The sequence below is a fragment of the Roseibium sp. LAB1 genome, assembly GCF_054658235.1.
The window spans coordinates 26,518-47,801 of record NZ_BAAGIB010000010.1 but is presented as its reverse complement, the minus strand read 5'-3'; the positions used below and the strand labels follow the sequence as shown (position 1 = coordinate 47,801).

Below are 21,284 nucleotides of genomic sequence, written 5' to 3'. Positions count from 1 at the left end.
CTTATTCAGCAGGCACCGTCGATGCGCGCGGGGTAATGGCGACTTTCGGAGCCGTCTCGTCCATGGCCGGCATTATGCGCCGCAAACGCAACGCGTTGGTCAGCACGAAGACCGAGGAGAGCGCCATTGCGCCGGCCGCGAGAACGGGGGACAGAAGCATACCGAATGCCGGATAAAGAGCTCCCGCGGCGACCGGAATCAAGGCCGTGTTGTAGGCAAAGGCCCAGAACAGGTTCTCCCGGATGTTGCGCATGGTCCGGCGGGACACCTCGTGGGCGTTCACGACACCGCGCAGATCGCCCGACATGAGCACCACGTCTGCGGACTCGATCGCGACATCCGTACCGGTTCCGATCGCAATCCCGACATCCGCATGGGCAAGGGCAGGCGCGTCGTTGATGCCGTCACCGACAAAGGCGATCTTCAGGCCACCTTCTTTGAGCCCGGTCAGGGCCGTAACCTTGCCGTCGGGCAGCACGCCCGCGATCACGGTGTCGATGCCGGTTTCCGCGGCAATCGCTTCTGCGGTCTCGCGCTTGTCGCCCGTGATCATCGCGACCTTCAGGCCCTGGTCATGGAGAGCCGCGATCGCAGCCCGGCTGGATTGCTTGACCGGGTCAGCGACGCCGATGACGGCGGCAACCTGACCGTCGATGGCCGCATAAAGCGCCGTCCGGCCCCGTTTCGCCAACCCGGTTTCTTCCCCTGACAGAGCAGATGTCGCGATACCTTCACGCTCCATCAGCCTGTCCGCGCCGACCAGGACGCGCGCGCCATCGACCACCGCGTCGACGCCGTGTCCCGTGATCGAGGCAAATTCGCTCACCTCGAGCAGCTCGAGGCCTTCGTTGCGCGCCGCGCGCAGGATGGCTTCGGCGACGGGATGTTCGGAGCGCGCCTCGACAGCGGCAATACGCGAAAGGACGAACGACCGTTCAAAGCCGGGCGCCAGCACCAGATCGGTCAGTTCCGGACGTCCTTCGGTGACGGTTCCGGTCTTGTCCAGGGCAACCACGCCGACGTCGGCCAGCTGCTGCAGCGCATCGCCCTTGCGGAACAGGACGCCCATCTCGGCGGCCCGGCCGGTGCCGACCATGATGGAGGTAGGCGTTGCCAGTCCCATGGCGCAGGGACAGGCAATGATCAGAACCGACACGCCGGCGACCAGCGCGAAGGTTAGGGCCGGATCCGGTCCGACAAACAGCCAGACCAGCACGGTGACAAGCGCCACCGCCATGACGGCCGGAACGAACCAGAGCGTGATCCGGTCGACCAGCCCCTGGATCGGCAGCTTTGCTCCCTGGGCTTCCTCGACCATGCGGATGATCTGCGACAGGGTCGTGTCGGCGCCAACGCGTGTTGCCTTGAACTGGAGCCCGCCAGCACCGTTGACCGTGCCGCCGGTCAGCGCAGCGCCTGCGGATTTGGCGACCGGGACCGGCTCGCCCGTGATCATGCTCTCATCAACATGGGACGCCCCCTCGGTCACCTCGCCGTCAACGGCGATGCGTTCACCGGGACGCACAACAACGATATCGCCGATCGCAAGCGCCTCGATCGGCACCTCGACCATTTCGCCGTCGCGCAGAATCCGAGCGGTTTTGGCCTGGAGCCCCAAGAGTTTCTGGATGGCGGCTCCCGTGCGTCCCTTCGCGCGCGCTTCCAAGAAGCGCCCGAGCAGGATGAGAACAACGATCACAGCCGCGGCCTCGAAATAGACTGCGCGCACTTCGGCTGGAATGAGCACCGGCAGGAAAGTCGCGACAACGGAGTAGAGATAAGCGGCGCCGGTCCCGACAGCCACGAGACTGTTCATGTCCGGTGCGCCTCTCAGCAGCGCCGGAATGCCCTTGGTGTAGAACGCGCGGCCCGGCCCGAACAGAACAACTGTCGTCAGGGCAAACTGAAGATACCAGCTTGCCTGCTGGCCAATGGTTGTCGAAATCAGATGATGCAGCGACGGGACAAGATGCCCGCCCATCTCGATCAGGAACACCGGCAGGGCGAAGACGGCGGCAATCGCCATCTTGCGGGCGAGCTCACGCGCTTCCTCCGCCTTGCGTTCGCTGCGGTTCTGGGTGGCGCCGGCTTCGGCGATGCTCGCCGGATAGCCGTTATCGGCGCTGGCCTTCATCAGGTCCTGAACGCTCGTCGCACCTTCGGCAAAGGTGACGGTTGCCGTCTCGGCCGCCAGATTGACGCTGACATCCAGCACGCCAGGCACGGCCTCCAGGGCCTTGTCGACCCGGCCGACGCAGGAGGCGCATGACATGGACTGGACATTGAGCGTCACCGTCTGCGTGCGGGCCGGATAGCCCAGCTCGTCAAGCTTGGCGACGGCCGCGGCAACATGGTCCGGAGCGGTGGTGAACTGGGCGCTTTCGCTTGCCAGGTTGACGGCAACGTCCTCAAGACCGTCGACGGCCGACAGACCGCGTTCGACGCGCCCGACACAGGAAGCACAGGACATTCCCTGAACCGACAGAGTGATTTTGCGATGGATGGACATGGGTCCAACTCCGGAATGGATTGATCGATTTCCCTCAGATGGGGTTTCCAGTCACTGGAAGGTCAAGCCTGTTTCGGAAATTTCTTTTCGAGACTTTTTCGCTTGACCTTCCTGTTGCTGGAAAGAGAAGGACTGAAAAAATCAATCAACGGATGGAGCCAATCATGAAATTCAGCGTTCCTGAAATGAGCTGCGGTCACTGCGCGGCGACAATCGAAAAAGCGGTCAAGACCGTCGACGCCTCGGCGAATGTCACATGCGACGTGCAAGGCAAACTCGTCGAAATCGGCACGTCCACACCGCACGAGACCATCGAAGCGGCGATCCGCAAGGCGGGCTACGAGGCCAGCCATCTGCCTGTCTGGGGCTGATCCCCGGGCCGGATTTCGAGACCGGGACCTGCGAAGGCGGACAGGCGGCATGGTCTGCCGTTGCCGCCTCCAGGTCCCGGATCATCGAGGACAAATGTCATAACGGGAGGCCGACTTGTCGTCCGAATACGAGAAAAACAGCCTGACACTCTTCGATGCGGTTGCCATGGGTACCGGCGTGATGATCGGTGCGGGCATTCTGGCCCTTACCGGCCAGATCGCGGAGCTTGCCGGTCCGAATTTCCCGTTCGTGTTCGTGTCAGGCGCTGTCGTCACCGCGTTCAGTGCCTACACCTATGTCAAGATGTCGAATGCCTATCCTTCCGCCGGCGGGATCGGCATGATCCTGCAGAACGCCTATGGTGCGACGGCCGTTACGGCCGGGGCCGCCTTGCTCATGGCCCTGTCAATGGTGATCAACGAGAGCTTGGTCGCCCGCACTTTCGCCACCTATCTGCTGCGCGGTTTTGATCTCGCCCCCTCCGGCTGGCCTGTTCCCGTGATCGCCGTCGGCGTCATCCTGTTTTCCTGGCTGGTCAATGCGTCGGGCAACAGATCCGTCGGACTGTTTTCCACGGTCATGGCCATCCTCAAGGTCGGGGGCATTGCCGTGTTCGGTATTGCCGCCCTTTGGGCAGGCGGTTTCAGTTTCGAGGCGACCGGCCAGGTGTCCGACCATGGCGGAATCACCGGCTTCATCGCCGCAACGGCCTTGTCAATTCTTGCGTTCAAGGGCTTCACGACAATTACCAACAGCGGCGCGGAGATCACCGATCCCCATCGCAATGTCGGCCGGGCAATCATCGCCGCGATCTGTATCTGTATACTTGTCTACCTGCTGGTCGCCTTCGCTGTCGGATCCAGTCTGCCGCTCGAAACGATCATCGAGGCGAAGGACTACGCGCTTGCCGAAGCGGCCAGGCCGGCGCTGGGGCCGGTCGGATTCTATCTCACCGTCGCCCTAGCACTTGTCGCGACAGCCTCCGGGCTGATCGCCAGCATGTTCGCGGTGTCGCGCATGCTCGCCATGCTGACGGACATGAAGCTCATCCCGCACAGCCATTTCGGCATGCCGGGTGTCATCCGGGATCACACACTGGTCTACACCGTCGTCGTCGCGGCGGTTCTCGCAGTGTTTTTCGACCTCAGCCAGATCGCATCACTCGGCGCTTTCTTTTACCTCGTCATGGATATCATCATTCATTGGGGCGTCTTCAGGCATCTGCGCAGCGACATCGGCGCGCGCGGCTGGATCCTGCTGACGGCCATCGGACTGGATATCGTGGTTCTGGCCGCTTTCGCAATCCTCAAGGGGCAGCAGGATCCGGCGATTGTCGTCTATGCCATCGCCGGCATCGCGGTGGTTTTTGCGTTTGTAAAAACTTTCCTGCACTTCAATCCACCCGATCCGCACCAGAGGGCAGAGCGTTGCTTTCCCGTCAGACAACACTAACCTAGTACAATTAGTGAACAGAACAAATGCCACATCGTTCAGTATTGGAAGCATTTGGGCAGCTTCCAGCCCCTCAGTTCAGAGTGGGCAACGAAGCCAGACGCCGGCGATTACCAAGGATCAAAAATCGGGCGGTTGGGAAGGTTGGGTAATACCGGTCGCATACCTCAGATCACCTTGCGGACCTGCTCCAGAAAACCGGCGACCTCGTCGCGCAAGACGCGGCCTTTGTTGGCGAGATCCTCTGCCGATTTCATCACCTGATCGGCTTCCTGCTTGGCCTCGCCCGCAACAGCGCTGATCGAGCCAATACTGGAACTAACTTCGGTTGTGCCGATGGACGCTTGATTGATGTTGCGCGAGATTTCGGAGGTGGCCGCTCCCTGCTGCTCGACGGCGGCGGAGATGGCGGAGGTGATTTCGTCTACACGGGATATGGTTGTTCCGATGGAGCGGATGAAATCAACCGCATCCGAGCTCGCAGTCTGGATTTCCCGGATCTGAGCGTCGATCTCTTCCGTAGCCTTGGCCGTTTGGCTAGCCAGATCCTTGACTTCGGCAGCCACAACCGCAAATCCCTTGCCCATCTCGCCCGCTCTTGCGGCCTCGATAGTGGCATTGAGCGCCAAAAGATTGGTCTGATTTGCAATCTCGGTGATGAGTGAAACCACTTCACCAATCTTCTCTGAAGCATCGGAGAGCGCAGTAATGCCGCGATTGGCTTGGTCAACTTCGCCAACCGCCTGACTTGTAATCCCGGCCGAATGGCTAACCTGCTGGTTGATTTCGGCGACCGACTGGGTCATCTCTTCCGTTGCCGCAGCAACCGAGCTGACATTGGTGGAGGCCTCTTCGGAGGCAGAGGCGACGATAACGGCCTGTTCGTTCAGCGACGTCGATGACTGGCTCATCGTTCGGGCGCTCGCTTCCAACTGGGACGATGCCGATGCGACGGCACCGACAACTCCCGCCATCTGCTCCTCGAAACTGCTGACAACGTTCGAAAAAGCTCCGACGCGGTCCTCCATCGCCTGCATGGCTTTGTTGATGACATCGCTGGCCTCTCCGAAAGCGCCGGTCATGCCTCGCGTCGAAATACGCCGATAGTACTTATTCTCAGCCACATATTCGAGAGACGCTTTGGTTTCGCGCACATAGGCATCGGTTCTGTCGATCATCCGGTTGATGGCATGCAGCAGGCGGCCAGCCTCACCACCTTCAGTAATATTGAGTATCCGGGCTTCAAAATCACCTTCTGCCACGCGCTCCACGACGTCTAGCGCCCTACGCATCGCGGCTTTATTCGAACCAATCAACATCGTTTCCCCCAGCAGAACAGCTCTTAGAAATTGTTGTATATTTCCCTTAAGGGATCAGAGGCAGGCGATGAACCGGTCATATGGCATGCCGTGCTCCTGAAGAAGGTTGCTGATCCATTGCCGGGACGACTGCAATCCGACCTTTCGATTGGTCTCGTGGCGCTCCACAGCTAGAAGGTCCCGGTAGAGCGGCATGATAGTGTTTTCCAGAATATGCCGTTCGGGCACTCTGCGGTTCGAATGGTAGCCGAGAATGTTTCCTGACCGGTCCCTGCTCGGTGTCACATGGGCCTGAACCCAGTAGTGATCGCCGTTCTTGCACCGGTTCATCACGTAAGCAAAAATCTCGCGACCGTCCTGGATAAATTCCCATAAAAGGTCAAAGACACAGCGTGGCATCTCCGGGTGACGGATCATGCTATGCGGCTGGCCCAGGCATTCTTTTTCGGTGTAGCCGGCAACTCGCAAGAAGACGTCATTACAGTAGGTGATGCGCCCCTTCAGATCCGTTTTGCTGACAATGATTTCGTCTTCTCCGAAATACCGTTCTACACCAGTCACGATTACATCCTTGGACATCTATTCACCTCTGCCGACGGGGCACGTTCAGTCTAATCTGGGCAATGGCCATCGAACACCGCTTCAATCTATTACTTGATTTTTACTTGCGTCATCTGACGCGGCTCGTGATTTTATGGCTTTTCTGAGTTCCTGCCGTAGCGCCCTTTCTAAATTTGTTTAAAAGTTGTAGAATATTCATTACCGAGGGGTTAAATCTCGGTGCCGACTTGACATTTTACGACAAGATTTTCGTCTTTCGCCAACAAAAAGCTACTTTGAATCAATGCTGTTCACGTAAAGCAATTTAGAGGTACATAAGTATAACTATGTATTTCACGATTGCCTTCAAACGAAAGTCGTAAGCGCTTGATGCGCTAACCCGTCTTATTCATGAGCGGTGAATTTTTCTGGCCAGCAATATCGTGTCACGTTGATCCGTTGCGTCTGTTTCGCCGCGGTTGAGCTGGGACTTGGTGGCACGCGTTTGATTTTGGCAGTTGTGGGCTTTGGGGGCATCTGTGCCCCGGCTTTCAAGGTGGGGCCGGCTGCAAGGCGTCAGCAAGTTGCCGGAAGATCTCTGCCTCGGGGCAGGCTGCGGCGAAGGCGATGCGGATGCGCGAGGCGGTTTCGATGACGCGGGCGCCGAGCTTGAGAAGGCGCAGCCTGAGGGTGGTGAACTCGGCCTTGTGCAGGCCGTCTGTTGCGGGCACGGCATCGCGCATCGTGAGCATCAGCCAGTAGGCGGCGGTGTGCAGGATGAGGCGGACCTGGTTGGCGATCGGGGCGCGGCAGGAGGTCCGGTCGGAGGCGAGCTGGCTCTTGTGCATCTTGATCAGGTTCTCGGCCTGGCCACGGGCGCAGTAGATAACGTCGTAGATGTGCTCGGCGGTGCCTTCACCAAGGTTGGTGACGACGAAGCGGATGTCGAGGCCCATCGTCGTCGCCTCGATGCGCGCGCAGACGCGGCGTTCCACCTTCCAGGACTTCGCCCCGTACCGGGTTTCGGCGTAGCCGCGCAGCACCGGCTTGTGTTCCAGTGCCCGGCGGGTGCGAATGTCGTCGGCGGTCTCCTCGACGAGACGCTTGAGAACCTTGTTGCCGGCGAAGCCGAACAGATAGTCGATATCACTCTTCTCGCACCACTGCATGACTTCCGCCCGGCCATAGTGGCTGTCGCCGCGGATCAGGATGCGGGTTGTCGGCCACACGCGCCGGATCATCCGGACAAGGCGGCGCAGATAGCTGCGGATCTCCTTGCCCGCCGGTGTCTTGCCGGGACGCAGGATCATGGCGACGGGCCGGCCGGTGGCGGCATCGTAGATGTGGATCGGCAGGAAGCAGCGCTCGTCATGGTGAGCATTCAAGAGTGAGAGCTGCTGATGGCCGTGCACGACATCCACCGTGTCGTCGATGTCGAGAGTGACGCTTTCCGGCGGTGCGGTATAGCTCGACAGCCACAGGTCGACCAGCACCCGGCCCAGGCGAATGACGGTCCTGAGGTCGGGCAGGTTCTCCATCCGCGAGCAGGTGGGTTGCGAGGCGAGGTCGAGCCCACTGTCGGGTAATCGTCCGCAGGCGAGCTTGAAGGCCGGGTCAAAACGGAGCCGGTCGAGATCATTGGCGTCTTCGTAGCCGCAGGCGATGGCGAAGATACGAGCGCGCAGGATGTCGGCCAAGGCATGCCTCACCCGGCCCGGATCCCGCGGATCGTGGATCGCAGCGGCAAGCCTGTCGGCCAGTTGCAGGCGCCGCTCGGCCACCGCCAGCAGCATCACACCGCCGTGGGAAGTGATGCGGCCACCGTCGAACGCAGCTCGGATCTTCTTCCGACCAACGGCTGGAAAAGCAAACGGCACCAAAGTATCGTCGGTCATGGCGAGTGTGGCTCGAAAGAGGCGGTGAACGGATTGGATTAGACAACCGAATCCTACGCCAAATCAATCGCTTAAGCTACATTCGCCAGCCCATTCAAGACCCGTCGTGAATAAGACAGGCTAAGTAAGTTGCTACGTGTTGTTCGTCGCTAAGAACACGCAAAAAGGTAGAGCCTTTCGAATTCTGTATAGGAAACAAAATGGCTCACACCTCGAGTTGAGATTATCTGAAATTGCAAGACTTCCGCTGTTTTCGCTGACTTACGTCGGTCGCCGTACACCAAACCGTCTCATCTCACGATAGACGGTAGACCGCCCGAGACCGAGTTGCTTCGCAGCTTCTGCCGGCGAGACGTTCGCCTCGATCAATTTCATTGCAGCATCCACCTTCTTCAAGTCGAGGGGCTGCCGTCCCGGCCGCCGCCCCTTGGCTTTGGCCGCAGCAATACCGTCTTTCGTCCGTTCCGAGATCAACCGCCGCTCGAAATGTGCAATCGCACCGAAGACGTGGAAGATCAATTCGCCGGTCGCTGAGGACGTGTCAATCTTCTCCTCGAGGCTGAGAAGGTCGATCTGCCGCTCTTGCAGCATCTTCACGGTTTCCAGGAGTTCCGCCAGCGACCGGCCGAGTCGGTCGAGCCGCACCACGGCCAGCGTGTCCCCCTCGCGAGCGTAATCCAGGAGGGACGCCAGGCCCGGTCGGTCCATGCTCTTCCCGGATTTGATGTCCGTGAACACCTTGATGGCACCAGCCTGGTCGAGGCGCATTGTCTGACCGGTCAGATCCTGGTCGCCGGTCGAGACGCGTGCGTAGCCGAGAATTGCCCCCATATCCCTGTCTCCGAAACGGCCGTTCTGTGGACAACCCTCGGTCGCCGCGACGAACAGCTTCAATTCCGTCCACAGAATAGGTCTCTTTATTCCTTCCCGTCCATCAATTTGTAGCTCCTTTTATGGACGGGGAAAGAGGTGACATGCGTAAACATGAATTGCTGAGCGAAGCTGAACGGGAACAGTTGTTCGGTATCCCAGTTGATCGAGACACTCTTGCCCGGCTTTATACCTTCGAGATGAGCGACCTTGAGCTGATCTGGAACCGGCGGGAGGACCACAACCGTCTCGGCTTGGCCCTGCAACTCGCGCTGCTTCGACATCCCGGCATGTCGCTGGCCCAGGTTCTTTACCGGCCTGCCGGGCTTCCCAATGAGCTGTTGTTATTTGTTGCCGAACAGTTGGAGATTCCAGCGAGCGTGCTTGCCGACTATGCGGTGCGGGGGCAAACGATGACGGATCATGCCCGCGAGCTCGCCACCGCACTCGGACTGCGCCCGGCGGCCAGAACGGACATCCCGTTCATGATCGATGCGGCGGCAACGGCAGCATGGAGCACGGACAAGGGCGTAGATATTGCCGCCGGCATCATAAGCGCTTTGCGGGAAGTTAAAATTCTGCTGCCAGCGATCTCGACCATCGAACGCACAGGCATCGCGGGCCGGGCTCGGGCCCGCAAGCTGGCGGCTCATGCGCTTCTGTCCGGCCTCAGCCCTGCGCAACTGCAAGAGCTCGATGCCCTGCTGATTGACGAGACTGGCACGGGGACGGTTCCGCTGACCTGGTTGAAAGCGATCCCAACGGCCGCGAAGCCCGATCATGTGCGCGGCATTCTCGAACGTCTGCAAGCAATACGAGAGGTGAATATCCCCGCGAAGCTGAGCACTACGGTTCATCCAGACCGGTACCGCCAGTTCGTGCAGGAGGCGCGTATATCTCCCGCCTATATGATCGAGCGTTACACGGTGTCCCGCCGCCGTGCGACACTGGTTGCACTGCTGATCGATCTTGAAGAACGGCTGACCGATGCGGCAATCGAAATGGCGGACAAGCTGGTCGGCGGCATGTTCAGCCGCGCGCAGAACGAACAGTCCCGGCGCTATGTTGGGACCGCCAAGGACGTTGCTCGGCTGATGCGGCTGTTCCGCGGAACGATCGATGCCCTTTCTACTGCCCATCATAATGACTCCGACCCGATCGAACTGGTCGACGAGACAGTCGGCTGGGCCAACCTGCTCAAGGCCAGGCATGAAGTCGAAGCGCTGGCAGAGACAGCGGATGTCGATCCTCTCGTGATGGCGGTGGACCGGTATGCCACTCTACGAAAGTTCGCTCCGGCCCTGATCGAAGCGCTCGAATTCAAGGCTGGCCGGGGAAGCGCCAAAACCATCGCTGCGGTACAAACGCTCCGCGATCTCAACAAATCGGGCAAACGCACTGTGCCGCCGGATCCGCCGATGCCTTTCAAGAAGGACTGGCGCAAACTGGTGATCGAAGCCGATGGCAAAATCAATCGCCGCCTCTATGAAACCGCGACCCTGGCCCACCTGCGGAACAAGCTGAGATCCGGAGATGTCTGGGTGGAGCGGTCATCCGCCTACCGGCGCTTCGACAGTTATCTGTTGCCCGAACCAACCGCGGCTTCGATCGTTTCCGAATTGGGTTTGCCGGACACAGCCGACGAATGGCTTGCGCAGCGCGGTCGTGAACTGGACTGGCGGCTAAAGAGGTTCGAACGTCGTCTCAAGCGCAATCAGCTTGAAGGCGTGCGGTTTACCGGGGAACGCCTTCAGATTTCTCCGATCAGGTCCGCAGTCCCGCCCGAAGCGGAAACGCTGGCCGATCGCCTCGACGCATTGTTGCCACGCATCCGGATCACGGAACTCCTGCACGACGTTGCCCGAGAGACCGGGTTCATGTCGACCTTCACCAATCTGCGCACGGGCGAGACGTGCCGGAACGAAAACGCCCTGCTTGCAGCCATCCTGGCCGATGCCACCAATCTCGGTCTGTCGCGGATGGCCGCAGCCAGCCAGGGCGTGACCCGGGACCAGCTCATCTGGACGCAAGATGCCTATGTTCGCGAAGACACGTATCGGCAGGCGCTTGCGGCTATCATCAACGCACAGCATCGTTTGCCGATTTCCAGCATCTGGGGCGACGGAACGACATCGAGTTCAGACGGGCAGTTTTTCCGCGGAGCCAAGCGGGGTGCTTCGGGCGGCGATATCAATGCGCGCTATGGTGTCGATCCCGGCTTCAGCTTCTACACCCACGTCTCCGATCAGCATGGGCCATTTCATATAGGGGTGATAACGGCCGCAACACATGAAGCACCCTATGTGCTCGACGGCCTGCTCCACCATGGCAGCGATCTGTCCATCCTGGAGCATTACACCGATACGGGCGGCGTTTCCGATCATGTATTCGCCCTGTGCGCCATGCTCGGCTTCCGGTTTTGCCCGCGATTGCGCGACTTTGCCGATCGGCGCCTGATCCCGATCACACAGCCTTCCAGCTACGGCTCGATTGCCCCGCTTCTTGGCAAACGTGTTCGCACGGATATCATCCGGGAGCATTGGAACGGCGTGGTCCGGCTGGTCGCCTCGTTGAAATCCGGTCACGTCGCGCCATCGGTAATCTTGCGCAAGCTTGCAGCCTATGAGCGTCAGAACAAGCTGGACATCGCGCTTCAGGAAATCGGCAAGATCGAACGGACCCTGTTCATGCTCGACTGGCTTGAAAATCCTTCCCTGCGCCGCCGGTGCCAGGCCGGGCTCAACAAGGGGGAACAGCGCCATGCTCTCGCTCAAGCCATCTATACTTTCCGTCAGGGGCGCGTCATCGACCGCAGCCGGGAAGCCCAGCAGTACCGGGCCTCTGGCCTGAACCTCGTCATTGCGGCGATTGTCTACTGGAACTCGACCTATATGGCGGATGCCATCAAACACCTGCGCGCCGAAGGCCATCAGATAGATGACAATCTCTTGCCACACACGTCGCCGGCAGGATGGGAGCACATCGCCTTTTCCGGCGACTTCCTTTGGGACCGTGCCGCAGAAACATCAGGACGGAAGCCGCTCACCCTAACCGGTGGTCAACGAGTGGCGTAGGATGTTCCAGCTTTGTACCGGCTTAGCGTTGTCTGGCGGGAAATTAGCGCTATGCCCTCCACCAGCACACGTCTTGAACCGGCAAGCAGGGACCGACGACGGCAACGTCCCTCTTCAGGTTCCGACACTTGCGCAATGACCGTCCTTCGGTCTCGTCAATATTCCAAAGGGAGCCCCCTCCATTACTGCACCCGTCGTTCTTTTGGGAGGCACCGGCGATGTCGGCCGCCGGGTCGTGCCCCTGCTTCTCGAACATACCGATAGCCCAATCATTCTGGCGTCCCGGCAAGGCGGCGCCGATGCGGATCGGGTCAGGCAGATCCAGTTCGACATCCGCACACCGGAGGCGGCGGAACAGATCCCGGCGGGCGCGACCGTGATCAACCTGACCGAGTGCCGCCTTGTATTTGATGCCAGACGCCGCCTCGAGCAAACGTGCGGCTTCCTCCACGCTCAACACCTCGGGCAGCTTGCGCGGGTTGCGGGTGATCACCAGAGTTCGCGACAAATCCCGCCGGTTCAGCGTTACCGTGAACAGGAAGCGCAGCGCCGAAACCGTGCTGTTGATCGTCGCCGGGCCCACGCCGGTCTCGTGCTGGTGCAACTGGTATTGCCGGATGTCCTCGGCGGTCGCTGTGTCGGGAGGGCGCCCGAGAAACGCAGCGAAGTTCCTGACGTGGCGAACGTAATCATTCTGTGTATGCGATCCCAGGCCCCGCATCACCATGTCTTGCTGCATGCGCTGACGCAGCGGTGTGATCGGGGTGTCGGTCTGTAAGGTGGTCATCTCGAGTTCCTCTTGTTGAAAGGAACTCCATGCTCGGACTACAGCCTCTACTTGCCCAGAGCCTCAGACGAAACCACTAAACCTCGCCACGAGCACCCTCCCGCGAAGCGGGTTCGTGCAAGGGGCCGCTAACCGGCCGCATTCCTGAACCGGGACGCGCCGACTTTCTCGGTCATGTCGTTTCTTCGGAAGAACATGGCCCGGCCGCAACGCAAAGGCTCGTTGCCGCTGGTGAATATGATTTGTTCGTCGGATCGCATCTGCAGAACTTCATGCGGCTGGATGAGAGGACGCTGAGAGAGCTGGCGGGACCGATTACGCGTGATATGACCGGCGCGTGAGGAGCGGCTGACCTGTTCCACCTCGATTGTCGTCATGCCGCAACGGTCGGAAATGTAGCGGGCCGTGTCCGGATCGTTGATCGCGGAAAAAGAAACCCAGGACGCGGATTCGAACCACTTGGATGTGGCATCTTTTCCGCCGAAGGCTTCCCGCATCTGTCCGAGAGACTGGAACAGCATCAAGAGCGAGATGCAGTATTTGCGGCCGGCGTCCCGCGCCGTCTCGATGATGCGCATGTAACCGAGGCGCGCAGCCTCATCCAGCATGAAGAGCACCCGGCCGTTGATGTTGCCGTCCCGGTTATAGACGGCCTTCAGGAATGCGCCGATGATCACCCTTGCCATGCCGGGGTGGTTCTCCAGGGTGGACAGATCGATGTTGAGAAAGATCGTCGTTCGGCCGTTGGTAATCGTATCCGTTTCAAACGTGTTGCCGGATACCAGCGCCGCATAGTTGTCATAGGAAAGCCAGTGCGTTTCCTTGGCAGCAGTGGCATAGACGCCCGAGAAGGTCTGAGGTGTCATGTTGATGAACGGACCGACGAGCTCTTTCACGAACTCGTTCGGGGCCGTGTCGTGGATCTCGGCCAGGAACTCTTTCAGGTTCTCTTCCGGTTTCGTCAGAATGCTCCGCACGGCGCGCAGCGACCGGCTTCCCGTGGCGTTCTCTTGATCGGAAAACACCACATGCGCGATCACGCTGGTGATGAGCTGTTCGGCATTGGTGCGGAAGAAGTCATCGGCGCCGGACGCAAGCCGCGGCTTTTCCGACATGAGCCAGGCGGCGACGGTCGCAATGTCCTCTTCAATAGACGATCCGAACTGGCCGACCCAATCGAGGACATTGAAGCCGACGTCAGATTCCTTGGGATCGAGACAGATAACTTTCTGTCCCATCGCGCTGCGGCTCTCAGATACCATCGGCGCTATCTCTGTCGAAGGATCGAGAACGACCATGGAGCCGGGATATTTAAGGCAGGTCGGAATGACTACCGATGTCGTCTTGTAGCCGCCCGATCCGGCAAAGACGATACCGTGTGTGGATCCGAACCCCTGATCGAAAGCAACGAGGGGAGCCTTGCCGCCTTTGCCCCAGGTCTCTTTATGGCGCGGATCGAAATTGACATCCGTCACGCTATCCTTATCGACCCGATAGCGCTCACCTAGAACAATTCCGCCTTGCTCCGGAAAGATCCTTGCGGCAGTCGCGTTGTCCATCCAGTCGCTTTCGCCGTGGATCGCCCGTCGGCCGGAAACACGTTTCGGCCGGTTGACGCCGAACGCCGTGTTGCCTTTCAGGCCGACCTTCAATCCGAACAGGCCGACGAAGAGCGCGCCGGCCGCGCCGCCGAGCGAATAGAGATCGGCATATTGCAGGATCGTCCCAGGCTGCACCTGAGATGAGAATGAATTCAGCCGCAGCACCTCATGGAGCGCCGCGACGGCGAAGACCATCACGCCGCCGATGAAGACGCCGAAGCCGGCCCACTTAACGTCGAGGTTGCCGCGCGCCGAGAAGAGAACAATGAGACCGAGGCCGGCAGCAACGAGGAAGGGGAGGGTGAGCCCGATCCTGCCGAGCATCATGTAGGCTTTCTGGCTCGTGGCAAACGAGGCCACCTTTGTCTCAATCCCGCTCAAGCCCCATACCGCCGCCAGCATGAGGGCTATCGGGATCAGCATCAACATTGCCCTTTTGAGTGTCATCCTTGAACGCCGCCTTTCCGATCGCGCGCCATCTGTCGCGCTCGTTAATATCGCCAAGGCGTTTCGCGGCATCGGTGAGGATGCCGAGAAGGATGGCCTTGTCGGTTTCGCGAAGTCCGGCTTTGACGATGAGGCCGCCGAGCTGGATCTTCTCTCTTGCGTCTTTCTTGCGGTCCATGAGGCGAGCCCGCTTTATCCGGTTTTCGAGAGTTCGGAATTGCCCCTCAATTCTGCGGAGCCGGAGTGTGAACTTGTGGAGTGGACGGGCTTTGAAATCGGGCAGCCAAGTCTTTCAGAGCTTTGGAGAGCTCTGCCTCGTCAATGTCGAGATCGGCCAGGCCGCTCTCCATGACAAGTTTCGCAACGCGCTCGGACTGCTTCTTGAGCACTTCCTTTTTGCGCTGCTGAAGCTTCGCAATCTGTGCCTCGATGTCGTCGATCTGTTCGGACGCGGTTTTAGCAGTGCGTGGAGCCATCGCAAAATATTCCTCTTCAAATGAATGGTTGCCGGAGCGGCATGGTTCGCTCTTAACGGGTCGGGGACTCCGTGTCGAGACGGGTTGCAGTGCGAGCGGTTGGCTCAACCAATGCGGAGTCCGCTCAGGCAAAAAGATATGGGCCTGTCGGTTTCGACATGCGGGTTTTGAGGATCTGGTTTTCCAGCCCGAAGGGCCGCAGTCCGGTTTTGAGGAAAACCGGACGGAGCGGGCGGAGGCTTGAACGCGCTCCCCATCAAGCGCCGAAGAGAAAGCCGTAGCCTGTGGTAAACCAGATCCGGGCGCGAGGTCGGTTAGACAGTCAACCAGTCCGGAAGAGGCAACGCTTTTTGAAATTTGTTCTCTTTGGAGAAGCGCCAGTTGACGTCCATGAGGCCGGTGATGCGATCCGATTTGACATCTTGGAGACGGCCGTCATCGCGCATATTGACCTTCGCCTTCTAACTACGAGTTCCCAATTGCGAACCAGCCTTAGATCGAGATCCCAACTGATCGCAGATCGCCGTTGCCAGATTTTATGAACGACACGGGAATACGCGGCAGCCTGTTCGCCCGTCCACCGGTTAGCCCAGGCAATGCGCTCCCACACTTCGTCAGACTGGCTGTGCGCTTCAGCGCGTCCCGGATGAAACATCCGGTGACAAGCCTTGCATAAGGAAAGCAGCGCCACGAGAGTTTGAACGCCGCGCGTATCCGATGCCGCGTCCCGGCGTTTCGGAGTAAGATACTCCCACAGCTCATGACACTCGATTGGAGCAACCTGTGTCCGCCTTTTGCGGCGAATTAGCCAGTCAATCATTTCTTGAAGCGCCTTTTTCAGAAAATGAGCTTCGCGACTTGAAACCGAAGAGATGGGCTTGCGCCCAGCCGCCGCATGGCGGCTGCTCATTAAGAGGACTGCTTTTCAAGCAGAACTTTCTAATGCGCACTTATAGGATTGTGGTTACAATCCTGACGTGCTAAGCGTCAAGTGCATTCGCAACTTTGTCGCGAAGTTTGACCCGCCACCGTTCGCCCCCATCATCGCCGCCCGCAGGTTCAGCGCCCTCCATGGCCATCTACCATTTCCATGTTCAGGTGATCTCCCGGAGTGAAGGCCGGTCGAGTGTCGCGGCTGCTGCATACCGGCATCGTACGCAGATGACGGTATCGAACGATCTGGACCACAAGAAATTCAATTACGCCCATAAGGGCGGCGATCTGGTTCATGAGGAACTGGCGCTGCCGGATCAGACGCCGCAGTGGTTCCGGACGTTAATCGACGGGCGGAGTGTCGCAGGCGCGAGTGAGGCGCTTTGGAATGCGGTGGAGGCGCATGAGACCCGCACCAACGCTCAGCTTGCCCGTGAGATCGTTCTGGCGCTGCCGTCCGATCTGAGCCGGGAAGAGAACATTGTTCTGATGCGGAACTTCGTCGCCGATGCGTTCACTTCTCGGGGCATGGTCGCGGATTGGGTCTATCATGACAAAGAAGACAATCCCCATGTCCATGTCATGCTGACGATGGCACCGCTCACGGAAAAGGGTTTCGGGTCGAAGTGGGAAACCCTTCTTGATGAGAAAGGTGAGCCGGTTCGGAAAGGCGGCAAGCTCCAGTACAAGGCTTGGGCGGGCGACAAAGCCACGCTCAAGGAGTGGCGTGAGCTATGGGCGGTTCATGCAAACAAGAGCCTTGAGCAATCCGGGCACGATGCCCGAATTGATCATCGCTCTTATGAAGCCCAGGGCATCCATCTCCATCCGACTACGAAGATCGGAGTGAGCGCGCGCAACATTGCGGAAGAGGCGAAAGGGCAGGGGCGTGACGTTGATCTAGAGAGAACCGCTTGGCACGAGGAGAGCCGCCGCGAGAATATCCGGCGGATCACCAGCCGTCCGGAAATCGTGCTCGATGCCGTCACGCGGGAGAAGAGTGTTTTCGATCAGCGGGACATCGCGAAGTACATTCACAGGTATGCCGATGATCCCGATCTTTTCCAGGACCTGCTTGCCCGCGTTCTGATTTCTCCGGATGCGGTGAAGCTCGCTGTTGAAGCGATCAATCCGGACACGGAGAAGCTGGAGCCAGCAAAGTACACCAGCCGCGATCTGTTGCGGCTTGAAGCTGAGATGGGCCGCTTTGCCGACAAGATGGTTTCCGCGTCGTCGCATGGCGTCGATGCGAAGATCTGCTCCAAAGTGCTGGCAGGGGTCGCGCAGCTTTCGGATGAGCAACGTGTTGCGATTGAGCGCATCACGGCGAAAGAGCGTATGGCATCGGTCGTCGGCCGGGCAGGTGCCGGCAAGACCACGATGATGAAAGCAGCGCGGGAGGTGTGGGAGGCGGGCGGCTATCATGTTGTCGGAGCCGCGCTAGCCGGCAAGGCTGCCGAGGGCCTTGAGAAAGAAGCCGGCATTGCATCTCGCACTTTGGCGTCCTGGCAACTGTCATGGTCGAAGGGTGAGGGCCTGCCGAACAGAAAGACCGTCTTCGTGATCGATGAGGCGGGGATGGTCGATAGCCGTCAGATGAGCGTCTTTGTCGAGACGGTTGCGAAGGCCGGCGGCAAGTTGGTTTTGATCGGCGATGCGGAACAGCTCCAGCCGATCGAAGCCGGCGCTGCCTTCCGTTCCTTGACAGCGCGAACCGGTTACGCGGAACTCGGCACGATCTACCGGCAGCGCGAGCAGTGGATGCGCGATGCGTCGATGGACCTGGCGCGCGGCAAGGTCGAAGATGCTCTCAAAGCCTATCAGTCAAACGGAAGCCTCGTCAGCAAGCCGCTTCTGGAAGAAACCATCAACGAGATGATCGAGGATTGGGCGGCCGACTACGACCCCGGCCGGTCGATGCTGATGCTCGCACATCGCCGGGCCGATGTTGCGCAGCTCAACGAGCTTGCTCGTTCAACGCTGATCGACCGCGGGCTGTTGGAAGAAGGGCACGGCTTCCACACCGAAGAGGGTGAGCGGTTCTTGGCGGCCGGCGATCAAATCGTGTTCCTGAAGAACGACCGGGATCTGAACGTCAAGAACGGCATGCTGGCCCGTGTCGTTGAAGCGGGCGAGGGGCGCTTCGTCGCCGAGATCGGTGAGCCGGGTTCGGATCAAGCGCGGCGCGTGGAGGTCGATCAGAAAACCTATCGGCATGTCAATCATGGCTATGCGACCACGATCCACAAATCCCAGGGCGCGACGGTCGATAGGGTGAAGGTTTTGGCAACGCGCACCCTGGACCGGCATCTCGCCTATGTGGCGCTGACCCGCCATCGGAGCGACATGAAGCTCTATGCGTCGGAGGAGGAATTTAACGACCGCCGTTCCGGGGAACTCGTTGCGCATGGAAAGGCGCCGTTCGAGAACAAGGTCAACAACAGCGACAGCTATTTTGTGACGCTCCAAAACTCGAAAGGCGAGCAGCACACGACTTGGAGCGTGGACTTGGAGCGAGCACTGAGCGAGGCCGGTTGCCAGCCTGGAGACAAGATTGGCCTTCATCACGTTGGCAAGGTGGAGTTTCAGCTATCGAACGGCGAGATGGCACACCGCAATGAGTGGAAGGTGAAAACCTCCGCCGACTTGATTGCGGACCAATTGAAATTCTTCTTGTCCCGGTCCGGAGCGAAGGAAACGACGCTCGACTACGCGAGATCGGAGCTTTACGCCCAGGCGCTCGCCTACGCCAACAACCGCGGGCTCTATGGCCTAAGGGTCGCCAAGGCCATGATCCAGAACCAGCGCCGTTGGCTTTCTGAGCAGAAGGCCAAGCTCACGAGCCTCGGGGAACGGCTTGCTGCGTTCGGGGCAAAGCTGAAGACGGGTTCGCTCGGGCTTGTCACGGGCACCAATTCCGCTCAAAGAGGAACACGCGAACAGGCGGCCCCGCTGCAACCCTGGATCAAAGGCGTTGAGGAATGGGCACTATCCGTCAAACAGACTGTGGAGGCCAAATTGCAGTCGGATGCAACGTTGACAGCCCATTGGGTTGAAATCCAGAACCGCGCCCGTCTCGTTTACGAGCAGCCGGACGAGGCCGTAAAGGCAATGCGGATCGATGACATCGTGAAGTCGAGCGGCGCTGAGCAGATGTCCGCACGAGACAAGCTCGCTGAAGATTTGGCGAATGCGCCCGAACAGTTCGGATCGCTACGCGGCAAGACGGGGATGCTTGCGGGCAAATCCGCTCGCGAAGATCGCGAGCAGGCGTTGAACAACGTTCCGCAGCTTCGTGATGACGTGAAAAACTACATTCGTCTCAGGGCTGACATCGGAGACTTGCGCACCGTCGAGCTAGAAGGTGAGCGGGATCTGTCGCGCGTCGATGTGCCGGCGCTGTCGCCGGCGGCCGATGGCGTCTTGTCGCGGATCCGCGATGCCATCGACCGCAACGATTTGAATGCGGGCCTGTCCTTCCTTCTGGCGGACAGACAAGTCGAGGCCGAGCTCGGTGAAGTCGCCGCGAAGCTGGACCAGCGGTTCGGCGAGAGAACGTTCATGGCCGGTCTCAAACCGGAGGGGCCTGCCTTTGAGAAGGCCGCGGCCCGGGTTGCCGACGAAGACCGGGGCAAGCTTGCGGACGCATGGCCGAAGTTCAACGCGCTGCAGAAAGTCGATGCAAAGAAGCGTTCCCAGGAGAAAGCTCAGGCGCAGGCTCTGAAAAAGGATCTTTCCAAAGATCAGGGCATGACCAGGTGACAGAGAAGTCGCGGCGACGGGGTAGGCGGAAAGCCTTGGCAATCCTGTCGCTTGCCGGACTAGCGGTTGGCGGCATTGCCGCCGCCGGTTTCCTCGGCGGATACCGGATCAATACCACGCCGAGCTTTCCACTCGGACTTTGGCGGATCGAGGAACTGTCCCGCGAGGTCCGGGTAGGCGACACTCTGTTCATATGTCCACCGGCCAATTCGCCTGCGATCGAACTGGCGCGCGAGCGGCTGTATCTCCCTGCGGGCCTGTGCAATGGCGGCATGGCACCGCTGATCAAAACCGTTGTGGCTTTGCCGGGGCAGACCGTCATCATCAAGGGCGGCGAGGTTGCCATCGATGGCGAGCGTCTTGCGCATTCTTCCATCCAGGCGAAGGACGGGCAGGGGCGTCCATTGACCGCCTATACCGGGGGCATCGTTCCGGCCGACGCACTTTTTGTTCATTCCGATTACGTGGCTTCTTATGATTCAAGATATTTTGGACCCATCCCGGCGGGCGGTGTTCTCGGCCTGGCGACGCCGGTTTTTATCTTCGATGTTAAATGAGGATGGCTAAGTTGGCCACCCGATGTTAAGATCGTTCAAATCCAGCTTTAAGGAGATGGTTCACATGCCTGCGGCTCACGCCCGTAATGTCGCTTTGACCGCGCAGCTTTCGTCTTTTGTCGACGAACTTGTTGCGTCCGGCGAATATGCCAATGCAAGCGAAGTCCTGCGCGAAGGTCTGCGTGTTTTGAAGGAGCGCCGGGAGCTCCGGGACGTGGAGCTTGCGGAACTCCGCATGCGCGTCGCCGTCGGGTTGGAGCAGCTTGATCGCGGCGAGGGGATCACACTCGGTTCTGAAGAGCTTGTCTTCGGCGTGATGGCAAAGGTCCGGCAAAATCGCCCGGCTTCAGCGTGAAGCAGATAGTTTATTCGCCTGCCGCGCTGGATCGTTTGGCGGATATTGCCAGCTATACGTGGGACCAATTTGGTGAAATCCAGGCAGAGGCCTATCTGAGGAAACTGTCGGAGCGGCTAGAAGCCGTGGCCAACGGGGTAGGCTCAAAACCGCGAACCTGTGACCTGCTGATGAAGGGAATACGGGACGATGCCGGTTTGACCTACATTCGCGAAGGCGGTCATTATCTTATTTTGAGGGACAAGCCGGATGTCTTGGAGGTCGTTGAAATCTTCCACGAGCGCATGAATATTGACGAGCATTTGCGCGATCTGGGGTTTTGATCGGCTAGGTTT

General features: G+C 59.5%; 15 protein-coding genes and 1 pseudogene. 7 read left to right on the top strand and 9 right to left on the bottom strand.

The features are described 5' to 3' along the window. Position 1 precedes the first annotated feature (1 nt). Positions 2-2,509, bottom strand: coding sequence for a heavy metal translocating P-type ATPase (locus ACYQ54_RS27920; RefSeq protein WP_460088304.1), 2,508 nt, complete (start codon positions 2,507-2,509; stop codon positions 2-4). A 164-nt stretch (positions 2,510-2,673) separates the two neighbouring features. Between ACYQ54_RS27920 and ACYQ54_RS27915 the strand changes: the two genes are divergently transcribed. Next, complete coding sequence (locus ACYQ54_RS27915) at positions 2,674-2,880, top strand: heavy-metal-associated domain-containing protein (protein ID WP_460088301.1); 207 nt, start codon at positions 2,674-2,676, stop codon at positions 2,878-2,880. A 115-nt stretch (positions 2,881-2,995) separates the two neighbouring features. Then, a complete protein-coding gene (locus ACYQ54_RS27910) occupies positions 2,996-4,333 on the top strand; it encodes an APC family permease (RefSeq protein WP_460088299.1) in 1,338 nt (445 codons plus the stop codon). 167 nt (positions 4,334-4,500) lie between these two features. On the opposite strand, the gene ACYQ54_RS27905 is transcribed toward ACYQ54_RS27910, so the two are convergent. The 4 genes from ACYQ54_RS27905 to ACYQ54_RS27890 form a co-directional block, all read right to left on the bottom strand. Further along, positions 4,501-5,625, bottom strand: coding sequence for a methyl-accepting chemotaxis protein (locus ACYQ54_RS27905; RefSeq protein WP_460088297.1), 1,125 nt, complete (start codon positions 5,623-5,625; stop codon positions 4,501-4,503). 81 nt (positions 5,626-5,706) lie between these two features. Continuing rightward, positions 5,707-6,231 (bottom strand): PAS domain-containing protein, encoded by a 525-nt coding sequence (locus tag ACYQ54_RS27900; RefSeq protein WP_460088295.1) that lies wholly within the window; start codon positions 6,229-6,231, stop codon positions 5,707-5,709. 512 nt (positions 6,232-6,743) lie between these two features. Beyond that, complete coding sequence (locus ACYQ54_RS27895; protein ID WP_460088292.1) at positions 6,744-8,087, bottom strand: IS1380 family transposase; 1,344 nt, start codon at positions 8,085-8,087, stop codon at positions 6,744-6,746. Positions 8,088-8,348: 261 nt separating this feature from the next. Then, positions 8,349-8,918, bottom strand: coding sequence for a recombinase family protein (locus tag ACYQ54_RS27890; protein WP_460088291.1), 570 nt, complete (start codon positions 8,916-8,918; stop codon positions 8,349-8,351). Between the two features lie 143 nt (positions 8,919-9,061). Between ACYQ54_RS27890 and ACYQ54_RS27885 the strand changes: the two genes are divergently transcribed. Further along, complete coding sequence (locus ACYQ54_RS27885; protein ID WP_460088289.1) at positions 9,062-12,031, top strand: Tn3 family transposase; 2,970 nt, start codon at positions 9,062-9,064, stop codon at positions 12,029-12,031. A 49-nt stretch (positions 12,032-12,080) separates the two neighbouring features. Here ACYQ54_RS27885 and ACYQ54_RS27880 read toward each other — a convergent pair whose 3' ends face one another. The 4 genes and pseudogenes from ACYQ54_RS27880 to ACYQ54_RS27865 all read right to left on the bottom strand — a co-directional run bounded on the left by ACYQ54_RS27880 (position 12,081) and on the right by ACYQ54_RS27865 (position 15,342). Next, on the bottom strand, positions 12,081-12,818 hold the full coding sequence (locus ACYQ54_RS27880) for a tyrosine-type recombinase/integrase (RefSeq protein WP_460088288.1): 738 nt from the start codon (positions 12,816-12,818) through the stop codon (positions 12,081-12,083). A gap of 128 nt (positions 12,819-12,946) precedes the next feature. Continuing rightward, on the bottom strand, positions 12,947-14,821 hold the full coding sequence (gene traG, locus ACYQ54_RS27875; protein WP_460088379.1) for a Ti-type conjugative transfer system protein TraG: 1,875 nt from the start codon (positions 14,819-14,821) through the stop codon (positions 12,947-12,949). Positions 14,822-14,861: 40 nt separating this feature from the next. Then, positions 14,862-15,062: pseudogene (gene traD, locus ACYQ54_RS27870) on the bottom strand (conjugal transfer protein TraD); the annotation flags it as partial. Between the two features lie 28 nt (positions 15,063-15,090). Next, complete coding sequence (locus tag ACYQ54_RS27865; protein ID WP_460088287.1) at positions 15,091-15,342, bottom strand: TraC family protein; 252 nt, start codon at positions 15,340-15,342, stop codon at positions 15,091-15,093. A gap of 1,071 nt (positions 15,343-16,413) precedes the next feature. On the opposite strand from ACYQ54_RS27865, the gene traA reads away from it, so the two are divergent. The 4 genes from traA to ACYQ54_RS27845 all read left to right on the top strand — a co-directional run bounded on the left by traA (position 16,414) and on the right by ACYQ54_RS27845 (position 21,272). Beyond that, complete coding sequence (gene traA, locus ACYQ54_RS27860; RefSeq protein WP_460088284.1) at positions 16,414-20,037, top strand: Ti-type conjugative transfer relaxase TraA; 3,624 nt, start codon at positions 16,414-16,416, stop codon at positions 20,035-20,037. Between the two features lie 35 nt (positions 20,038-20,072). Continuing rightward, positions 20,073-20,594 (top strand): conjugative transfer signal peptidase TraF, encoded by a 522-nt coding sequence (gene traF, locus ACYQ54_RS27855; RefSeq protein ID WP_460088283.1) that lies wholly within the window; start codon positions 20,073-20,075, stop codon positions 20,592-20,594. A gap of 64 nt (positions 20,595-20,658) precedes the next feature. Continuing rightward, positions 20,659-20,949, top strand: coding sequence for a type II toxin-antitoxin system ParD family antitoxin (locus ACYQ54_RS27850; protein ID WP_460088280.1), 291 nt, complete (start codon positions 20,659-20,661; stop codon positions 20,947-20,949). Further along, entirely contained in the window at positions 20,946-21,272 is a 327-nt protein-coding gene (locus tag ACYQ54_RS27845) for a type II toxin-antitoxin system RelE/ParE family toxin (RefSeq protein ID WP_460088279.1), read from the top strand. Before ACYQ54_RS27850 ends, ACYQ54_RS27845 begins: the two co-directional genes overlap by 4 nt. The last annotated feature ends 12 nt before the right edge of the window (positions 21,273-21,284 follow it).

Excerpts from the sequence above, each read along its gene's own strand:
- traG (WP_460088379.1), bottom strand. The coding sequence starts at position 14,821 with ATGCTGGCGGCGGTATGGGGCTTGAGCGGGATTGAGACAAAGGTGGCC.
- ACYQ54_RS27915 (WP_460088301.1), top strand. The coding sequence starts at position 2,674 with ATGAAATTCAGCGTTCCTGAAATGAGCTGCGGTCACTGCGCGGCGACA.
- ACYQ54_RS27880 (WP_460088288.1), bottom strand. The coding sequence starts at position 12,818 with ATGACCACCTTACAGACCGACACCCCGATCACACCGCTGCGTCAGCGC.
- ACYQ54_RS27890 (WP_460088291.1), bottom strand. The coding sequence starts at position 8,918 with ATGGGGGCAATTCTCGGCTACGCACGCGTCTCGACCGGCGACCAGGAT.
- ACYQ54_RS27895 (WP_460088292.1), bottom strand. The coding sequence starts at position 8,087 with ATGACCGACGATACTTTGGTGCCGTTTGCTTTTCCAGCCGTTGGTCGG.
- ACYQ54_RS27900 (WP_460088295.1), bottom strand. The coding sequence starts at position 6,231 with ATGTCCAAGGATGTAATCGTGACTGGTGTAGAACGGTATTTCGGAGAA.
- ACYQ54_RS27850 (WP_460088280.1), top strand. The coding sequence starts at position 20,659 with ATGCCTGCGGCTCACGCCCGTAATGTCGCTTTGACCGCGCAGCTTTCG.
- ACYQ54_RS27905 (WP_460088297.1), bottom strand. The coding sequence starts at position 5,625 with ATGCGTAGGGCGCTAGACGTCGTGGAGCGCGTGGCAGAAGGTGATTTT.
- ACYQ54_RS27885 (WP_460088289.1), top strand. The coding sequence starts at position 9,062 with ATGCGTAAACATGAATTGCTGAGCGAAGCTGAACGGGAACAGTTGTTC.
- traA (WP_460088284.1), top strand. The coding sequence starts at position 16,414 with ATGGCCATCTACCATTTCCATGTTCAGGTGATCTCCCGGAGTGAAGGC.
- ACYQ54_RS27920 (WP_460088304.1), bottom strand. The coding sequence starts at position 2,509 with ATGTCCATCCATCGCAAAATCACTCTGTCGGTTCAGGGAATGTCCTGT.
- ACYQ54_RS27865 (WP_460088287.1), bottom strand. The coding sequence starts at position 15,342 with ATGGCTCCACGCACTGCTAAAACCGCGTCCGAACAGATCGACGACATC.